General features: G+C 42.1%; 7 protein-coding genes and 1 pseudogene. 5 read left to right on the top strand and 3 right to left on the bottom strand.

Going from position 1 to position 8,973, the window contains the following annotated elements; genetic code table 11:
* The gene (locus JK208_RS15615; RefSeq protein WP_283092439.1) at positions 1-444 is read right to left on the bottom strand and encodes a transposase; all 444 of its coding nucleotides are present in this window, start codon (positions 442-444) and stop codon (positions 1-3) included.
* A 96-nt stretch (positions 445-540) separates the two neighbouring features.
* On the opposite strand from JK208_RS15615, the pseudogene JK208_RS16020 reads away from it, so the two are divergent.
* Positions 541-1,015 (top strand): annotated as a pseudogene (locus JK208_RS16020) (IS5 family transposase); the annotation flags it as partial.
* 22 nt (positions 1,016-1,037) lie between these two features.
* Here the strand turns inward: JK208_RS16020 and JK208_RS15610 are convergent.
* A complete protein-coding gene (locus tag JK208_RS15610) occupies positions 1,038-1,904 on the bottom strand; it encodes a hypothetical protein (protein ID WP_194266841.1) in 867 nt (288 codons plus the stop codon).
* A gap of 215 nt (positions 1,905-2,119) precedes the next feature.
* Here JK208_RS15610 and JK208_RS16015 point away from each other — a divergent pair, with 215 nt between their 5' ends.
* The 4 genes from JK208_RS16015 to aspT all read left to right on the top strand — a co-directional run bounded on the left by JK208_RS16015 (position 2,120) and on the right by aspT (position 7,954).
* Positions 2,120-2,563 (top strand): IS5 family transposase, encoded by a 444-nt coding sequence (locus JK208_RS16015; RefSeq protein ID WP_211576692.1) that lies wholly within the window; start codon positions 2,120-2,122, stop codon positions 2,561-2,563.
* Complete coding sequence (locus JK208_RS16010; RefSeq protein ID WP_349292010.1) at positions 2,515-2,856, top strand: transposase; 342 nt, start codon at positions 2,515-2,517, stop codon at positions 2,854-2,856. Before JK208_RS16015 ends, JK208_RS16010 begins: the two co-directional genes overlap by 49 nt.
* A 646-nt stretch (positions 2,857-3,502) precedes the next feature.
* Positions 3,503-6,220, top strand: a complete 2,718-nt coding sequence (locus tag JK208_RS15595; protein WP_211576690.1) for a hypothetical protein — start codon at positions 3,503-3,505, stop codon at positions 6,218-6,220.
* 45 nt (positions 6,221-6,265) lie between these two features.
* The gene (gene aspT, locus JK208_RS15590) at positions 6,266-7,954 is read left to right on the top strand and encodes an aspartate-alanine antiporter (protein ID WP_211576689.1); all 1,689 of its coding nucleotides are present in this window, start codon (positions 6,266-6,268) and stop codon (positions 7,952-7,954) included.
* A gap of 365 nt (positions 7,955-8,319) precedes the next feature.
* On the opposite strand, the gene JK208_RS15585 is transcribed toward aspT, so the two are convergent.
* Entirely contained in the window at positions 8,320-8,637 is a 318-nt protein-coding gene (locus JK208_RS15585; RefSeq protein WP_211576688.1) for a hypothetical protein, read from the bottom strand.
* Positions 8,638-8,973: the final 336 nt, after the last annotated feature.

The following is an 8,973-nucleotide window of genomic DNA, read 5'->3' as shown; positions in this document are numbered from 1 at the left end:
CTAGGTCACGTTGACAAAAGATCTGATCCAGAGCCTTGCGGCGGCGATATTGAGGAAACTCATAAAGGACAGGGCGGTCTTGTCGTAGCGGGTCGCAATGCGGCGCATCTGCTTGAGGTGGCTGAACATCCGCTCGATGCGGTTGCGGTCCCTGTAATGTCGCCAGTCTGTTTTCTGTGGAACACTGCGGCCTTTTCGTGAGGGAATAACCGGCAGGATCCCGTGGATCAGTAGGTCCTGGCGGAAACTGTCGCTGTCATAACTTCGATCGGCTAGCATGGCCCTGGGGTTTGGAGCCGGAAGTTCCTGCCGGGCATCCCACACACCCTGTTCGGCCCAACGGCGAAACCGGACATAAATCGAGTTCCATTTGCCGTAGCGCTCATGCATGTCCCGCCAGGGACAGCCTGTGCGCAGAACATGCAGCATACCATTGAGAAACAGGCGATTGTCTCCGGCTGNACCTTATCGCCTTCGTCGAAGCAACCAGTGAATCAGATCTCAGGCCGATCGTATAGATCTTTTGTCAACGTGGCCTAGATTGATACAATCTATCTCAAGGCACACTGTAAAGCTTCAAGCCTGCGATTAAAAAGAATCCAGGGCGTCTAATCGATCGCACCAAAGGCAGTATGAATACCAAACTACATGCGGTCACGGATCAGAACGGGCGACCGCTGAGCTTCTTCATGACAGCCGGATAGGTTAATGATTACACCGCAGTCTCTGCTCTGCTGGACAGCCTGCTGATGACACAGTGGGCACTGGCGGACCGAGGTTATTATGTTGACTGATACTGGGATACTCTAGCGGAAAAAGGGATCAGCCCCCGCATTCCGGGAAGAATATCCCGCGGAAAACCAGTAAAATACGACAAGCGAAACTATAAACACCACACCCGCATTGAGGTCATGTCTGATTACCTCAAGGACTGGCGGCGGTGTTAACATGCTATGATAGAAGCAGGACCGTCTTTTTATCGGCTATATATTTTCCTGCAACCGTCACCTTCTGACTATAAGTCATGAGCATTGTAATTATTCGCGTGCAAGGTTGAACGAGGCACAACTTTCAACGGAACCGTCATATGCGTTACGAGATTTTTGCAAGAAATCTTCCCAGACAGGTACATAAACTCCATAACCGGCAACATTCTGAAAAAACCAATGTCTCCATGTATGGAAAACGGGGTCGTGCTCCCGATAGTGATGATCGTTTAACAAATTTCGGCTCGCAGGAGCTTTGGGGCCGTGGAAATGCACGATTCTGGCATCTGCATTAGTTCCCCAGTACGGCTTCCAGTTAAATTTAGCGGATAGTGGACTCCATTGGCTGTTATAAAATATTCTCAAAAGCTCCTGATCATATCCAGAAATATGATTGAAATTATCGCAGAGAAATTCAACCATCGCCGGGAGATCATTGCGTATTCTTTCTAGGTTTAAAATCATAACCCCAGAATTCATATCTGTGTAATAGTCCTGCTGACCAAACTGGCCGCAGGCAGCAAATATTTCAGGTTTGCAAAATTCAAGGCTTGGATTTTTAAGAAACATAACATCGCAATCCGTATATAAAACGAATTTTTCATCATGCTCTAGTAAAGCTAGGTCCAGTCTCATAAAAGCCCCAGCAGCTGTATCCATATAGTTCGGCCATTCTGGTTTTTGCTTTTCTTGGGCTAATTTTAATTTTTCGTAAAAATGAATTCTATGATAAATAACCTTTACACCTTCCTTTCTCATTTCTTCAGTAAATTCACAAGGGTTTCCATCGAAGACCATATGAGGCACAAGGTTTGTGTTCTCGCGCGCAGAACGAACCGCAACTCGAATACAATCGATAAATCCATGATCTGGATCATTCGCCAAAGTCTTTTCTGTTATAGCAAAAAACCACTTCATAACGTTTCCTCGATATTTACCTAGCGTTTTATTCGTTTGACCATAGTATGGTTTAGCCGTTTATACAAATTGAGTGTGTGAAAACCCTATAGATTCTGATGCATTTTTTTTGTGCATCTATGCTTTACGTAAGTCGCGTTGACAAAAGGTCTATACGATCTGCGTGAGATCTGATTCGCTTGCTGCCGGTGGGATAAGGAGCAGGGAGAACGGGGATGGCCCGAGGGGATCTGACGGATAGGGAATGGGCGATGATTGGTCCGCTTCTGCCGTCTGAACGTGGTCGTTGGGCACGACCATCCGGAGATAACCGTCTATTTCTCAACGGCATGCTGCACGTCCTGCGCACGGGTTGTTCGTGGTGGGACATGCATGAACGCTATGGCAAGTGGCACTCGGTCTATGTCCGGTTCCGACGTTGGGCTGAACAGGGTGTCTGGGATGCTCTTTTACAGACGCTGGTAGATCTGGGGCTTACCGATAACTGGCAACATATTATGGTCGACAGCACTGTAGCCCGCGCCCACTCACAGGCTACGGACGCAAAAAAAAGGGGGGGGGGGCTCATTCGGAGGGTTTTGGTCGATCGCGCGGCGGCTTTACGAGCAAAATCCATGCCCGATGTGACAATCAGGGACGCCCTCTCGGCTTTGTCCTGACCGGAGGTCAGGTTTCGGACTACAAAGCCATAAATGCCCTGATGAAGCTGTCTGTCCCGACCCCCAAAGCCATGCTGGCTGATCGGGGCTATGACAGTGCCTGTTTCCGCCAGGATCTGCTGCAGCGTGGTATTCTGCCGGTTATTTCATCACGCAAAGGCCGCATCGCAACCCGCTATGACAAGACGGCTTTGTCATTCATGAGCTTTCTCCATATCGCAGCCGCAAAGCTCTGGAGCAGACCTTTTGTCAACGTGACCTACCACGGAATTTGTTTGGAAATTTTAGAATAATTATTCCAATGTAATTTACATAGTCTACTCTTCGTCGAGACGACGTGTATAATTTTTCAATAGTTCATATAACGGATTCATAAATCAAAATATATAATTAACTTTTCTAAGAGATATACTTGCACATGAAATTTAGAAAATTATAGATCCCATTGACAAATATATGTTTCCATTCACAGTAATTGTTTATGAAAGGCGTTCAGGATTATTTTTTCCTGCGCATTATCCAGATATCGGTCGGTATCAGCTTTACCATGATAATATCTCACTTGCACGACAACAATTTTTATGACGTCGTCGCACTACGTTTGCTTTTATGCGAAGGGGCATTTATCTATTATGATACTGATCTCAAATAATCCTCATCTCTTGATGACTTGTAAGAAAAATATGTACAATCGTAGCAAATAATCGAAAAACATTTTATGAAATATCAATAAATACTCTTAAATTGGCAGTATTTAACTTATGTTATTTCCAAATACATCCTAAAACAATAATTTATTATGCCATATTTTTCTATATAATCATCCAGATTCCGAATCACGCATCAATCAATGTTTCTTCGGACTTATCAATTTGTTCGTATCATTTGGATGGAACTTTTGGGGCTGATTCAACGTTGGGTTGAAAAAGGAATATATTCATGACCATCGGAATGTCTGAGCATCATAATTCCCATTCAATAATTGGAGGGGCGTTAGCTACTCCCGAACTGCGTTCAGATCTCTGGATATCCGTGCTTTATCAAGCTAGAAAATGGGAGAGGACACAGGAAGCATTTATAAAAGATAATCTAGCCAATGCGTTAAAGGAGCTTGGAGAAATAGATTTATATTTCGCCTATCCAGGATCGATTTTATTAAATCGTCTCAGATATTATTTGAGAGAAAACGATTATAAAGGATTTTTACGTCTTTCCCAATGTATCGCCACAAATATTATTTCGAAGAAATTTCACCGGGATATCTCGGTTTGGGATATCGAAAATTATGAAGATGATCCTTTTAATAGACTACCTCAGGCAATATCGCGCATAAAAACGAAACCATATTTTGAAGTTCTGAGCGTTGTGCCGCATGCTCGTTCACGTTGGCAACATATTAAAGAAGAGGCGCGAGGTGTTAGGCGCTCTGAAGACGAATTCGTTTATGAAACGGTAGTCGTTGGTAGTGCTGTAGATGCATTAAAATGCATTATATTAAATTCTGACATTGAATCGGTGGTTTTATATGATGGATTCGAAAACGGTTACGATGAAAAAGATTCTTTCCTAAAAATCTTCGAAGGGGTAATTGATTTTCAATCTTTAGATAATATCGATTATCTTTCTATTGGATTAGCACAAGCTATAAATAAAATAAGACCTGAACTTGATATTTTTCTATTAAGTGACCAAAATATAGAGAGTTTTTCCGGAAAAAAAGAAAGCCTTATTTTTAGCCGCATATTCTATCAAATGGAAGAACCTTTGGAAATTCATTTATCGATTATAGAATCGATAAATAATCGTTATAAGACTCCATTTTTTGATAACTTAAAAAAATATGCCGAAAGACCAATAGCAACCTTCCATGCCCTACCTATTGCGCGAGGGAAATCCATATTTACTTCCAATTGGATCAGTGATATGGGTGATTTCTATGGTCCAAATCTATTTCTTGCTGAAAGCTCTGCTACAACTGGCGGTTTAGATAGTCTGTTAGAACCTACAGGCAATATCAAAGATGCTCAGGACATTGCGGCAAAGGCCTTCGGAGCCGATCATGCATTTTTTGTAACGAATGGTACTTCAACAAGCAATAAAATGGTTCTTCAAGCTCTTTTGGTGCCTGGGGATATCGTCATACTAGACCGAAATTGTCACAAATCACACCATTATGGGTGTGTTTTAGCTGGTGCCCAACCCTACTACGTGGAGGCATTCCCTCTTGTAGAGTATTCTATGTACGGGGGCGTACCTATTAAAACAATAAAACAAAGCCTATTAAAACTGAAATCCCAGGGTGAAATAGATCGTGTTAAAATGGTCGATTTGACCAATTGTACATTTGATGGCCATGTCTATGACGTGCGACGCGTTATGGAAGAATGTTTGGCCATTAAGCCAGATTTGATTTTTCTATGGGATGAAGCTTGGTTTGGTTTCGCTCATTGGTCACCGCTGCTTCGTCAACGTACGGCCATGGGCGCGGCAGATGCCCTCAGCCAAGCATTAAGTCAGCCTGAGGCATTGATAGCCTGGGAAGAGCAACAAAAAACCCTTGGAGAAAATCCAAGTGATGAAGCTCTACTTGAAAATCGTCTGATACCTGATCCACGGCTTGTAAAAATTCGTGTATATCAAACTAATTCCATTCATAAATCTATGTCAGCCTTGCGCCAAGGATCGATTGTTTTGGTGAAGGATATTAAATTTGAACATGTTGAGTCACAGTTTCATGAGGCTATTTTTACTCACGCATCAACTAGTCCAAATCTACAGATTATAGCTTCTCTGGATGTTGCTAGACGCCAGATGCAGCTAGAAGGATATGGTCTCGTTGCCAACGCAATGAGAGTTTCTCTCGAAATCCGAAAGCAAATAAACAATCATCCCCTAATATCAAAGTATTTTAGGGTTTTAAATAATTCTGAAATGATCCCTGAAAAATTCAGGGAATCCGGAATTTCGGATTATAATGACCCCAGTGTGAGCTGGATTGAAGCTATAGACGCAATCAAAAATGATGAGTTTATTATTGATCCTAGCCGTATGACGTTATCATGTGGACATGCGGGATTTGATGGTACTACATTCAAAAATATACTTGCTGATAAATTTAATATACAGCTTAATAAAACTTCAAGAAATAGCGTTCTTTTGCAATCAAATATAAATAATAATAGAAGTGATATTGCTCTTCTTTTAGGAGTTCTGAATGAAATTTCAATGGATTTGGATAATAAATCACAGAAATTTGGCAAAGAGTACCAAATCAATTTTCAAAAATCTGTGGATGAATTAATATTCGATTTACCGCATTTGCCGAATTTTAGTAAATTTGACGATTGTTATCGTAGCAACCCACAATCTGACACGCTCCATGGTGATATTCGTCGCGCATTTTATGACGCTTATAATGAGTTGAAATGTGAGTATATCGATCTGAATAGTACTGAAATTGAAACAAGACTGGAATCAGGCCCTGTTTTGGTTTCTGCTAATTTCGTTATTCCGTATCCTCCTGGCTTCCCGATCATGGTACCTGGGCAAGTCATTACCAAAGAAATTATCGAATTTATGAGAAAACTAGACGTGAAGGAAATTCATGGATTTAATAAAAACTTAGGTTTGAAGCTGCTGAAAACGGGATCTATTTAGTACTATATATTAAGAGAGTGGATTTGTGATTAAGGATCTATTTTAATGCTTTTTCATTGGATTGCGGAAACGCTACGCGCATCACCAGAGTTAGCAATATTTCTAGCTTTGGCGATTGGTTTTTGGATTGGCTCCCGAAAAATCGGTGGCTTTAGCCTTGGAGCTGTAACAGGAACGCTACTTGTAGGAGTTCTGATTGGACAATTAGGGATTATTATCTCGCCTCAAGTGAAGTCAGTATTTTTCATTATGTTTCTTTTCGCTGTGGGCTTTGGTGTGGGTCCACAATTTGTTAGAGGAATTGCGAATAACGGTCTTCCGCAGGCATTATTCGCAGTTGTTATAGCCTCGCTATGTCTCGCTTGTGTTTATATCGCAGCAATTTTTTCTGGGTACGGACCTGGTATGGCAGAAGGTTTGCTCGCAGGCTCCCAAACAATTTCGGCATCAATAGGTCTCGCGACGGATGCGATTAATCGTAGCTCGCTCTCTCCTGAGCAGGTTCAAGAACAGTTAAATGCTATCCCTGTTGCATATGCTGTAACATACTTATTTGGAACTGTTGGTACAGGCTGGATACTGGCATTTTTAGGGCCCAAGCTCCTTAGAATCAATCTAGAAGAGGAATGCCAGAGATATGAACGTGAAATGAATATTAAACCTGTGAATGGTAATTCTGAAACAGGATGGCACGAGCATATTATTCGTGCATATCGCTTGAAAACATTAGGAAAATTTGCTGGTAAAAGTGTTTTTGATGCAGAAAAATCAACACAAGATAGAATGTTTTTGGAAAATATTCGACGTAATGGGAAAATAATTCCTTTTGATGAAAATACTATATTGTCAGTAGGCGATTGCATTGCTGTATCTGGAGCGCATGATGCTTTGGTATATTGGTCCAATCACGCTGAGGAAATTTCAGATCGTGAGTTAATAAATATTCCCATAGAAACCGTGAATGTTGTAATTACAAGCAAAAAAATCAATGGGCAACGTTTAGGGAATTTGGCCGAGTCCAATTCATCGCATGGTATTTACATAAATAATATTCATCGAGGATCTATGAACGTAGAGATTCCTTTACTTTCAGAGACTGCTATATTTCAAGGGGATATTATAAATATTACCGGGAGTCGTAGAAATGTTGACAAATTAATTAATGAGTTTGGATATGCGGATCGACCAACAGACGTAACCAGCATGGTTATGGTTGGAGGCGGGATATTTATTGGCGGACTGATTGGATCTGTTGTGCTCCCGATAGCTGGTATTCCTATTACGGTTTCTGCTTCTGGAGGAGCGCTGATTGCAGGTCTTGTCTTAGGGTGGCTTCGTAGCGTCACGCCTAAAATTGGTAATATACCAAACGCTACTGTATGGTTTATGAATACTGTAAGCCTTAATATTTTTATTGCTGTAGTTGGGATTTCAGCTGGTCCTACCTTTATTAAAGGCCTGCAAGATGCAGGGTTAAGTGTGTTTTTGTGGGGAATTTTTTCCAGTGCGTTACCAATGATTCTTGCTCCATTAATAGGAAAATATATTTTCCAATTTGATCCAGCTATAAACCTCGGTTGTTGTGGAGGCGCCAGAACAAGTACTGCATCTGTGGCAATGGTTGCTGACGTTGCAAAGAGCAACGTCCCTATGTTAGGATATACTGTTCCTTATGCTGTAAGCAATACATTATTGACTATGTGGGGATTAGTTATTGTTCTTCTTCTTTCATAGCGCCACGTTCGCGTGAATGTTTTTAATATTATTTATTCAATTGGTAATTTACTAAATGCATTTTCACTCCCTACAACCATATATGTCTAAGAGCTACGCCTCACTGATCAGAGCTAAAAGATGATGTAACAGCAAGTGCAATGGCTGAGAAGAAGACTGTCCAGTACCTGTCGTAGCGGGGTGCAATAAAGCGCCAGTCGTTGATGCGTTCAAACATGATCCCTATGCGTTTGCACGATATTTAGCAGCCTTGTTCCGGAATTTTGGCCTGGGAGACAGGGCTTTCTGCTCTTTTTTTTCAAGGTATCCCTAAACAAGTTGGTATTACAACTCGGGCCAGCGCGTACCATTGGGTCTGCGGCGACTCATTGAGCAGGCCGAAGAAAACAGCCGTTTGCACCAGTATGTTGTGAAGCTTGGTGTTCATGCTGCCTTTCGTGTGCCCAATCAGGTGTTCCCTCCTCCTTCTTTCTTACCTTCAGACTGAAAGCCGTGCAGTGCGCCTTCAGATTGTGAGCGCTAATCATCACCGTTTTGCGATCTAAAACCTCGGGCACAGTTAGACGAATGGATCCCGTTTGCCCGCCCGGCTTGGAAAGATAGGCACGCCGGTTGGGTACATCGCCGATCAGCACCAGATCTAACCTCGTCGAAAACAGCCCATCTGCATTCAAAATGGACACATCATGCTTCGCGGCCTTTTCTGCGCTACAAAATCCACGTAATGGCTACGATCTAATCCCGGGAACCAAGACCATTATCGTTACTTTATTGCCACAAATTAATTAATGATGTTAAGATTCATATCTTGAATTAGGAGAATCGGGATTGTAATTTTGCCATCCTCTATCAGTTGTGCGATTTTTACTTTATATTGTCCCGCACGCGGTCCTCGGATGAAAGCCATACTGCATCGCTTATGTCACCAGTCATGACCTATATCACGTTGACAAAAGATCTATACGATCGGCCTGAGATCTGATTCACTGGTTGCTTCGACGAAGGCGATAAGGTGGAGC

It is taken from the genome of Gluconobacter sp. Dm-74 (genome assembly GCF_018256135.1).
Taxonomy (GTDB): Bacteria; Pseudomonadota; Alphaproteobacteria; order Acetobacterales; family Acetobacteraceae; genus Gluconobacter; species Gluconobacter cadivus.
The sequence above is the reverse complement of the archived record's forward strand: the minus strand, read 5'-3'. Positions and strand labels throughout refer to the sequence as shown.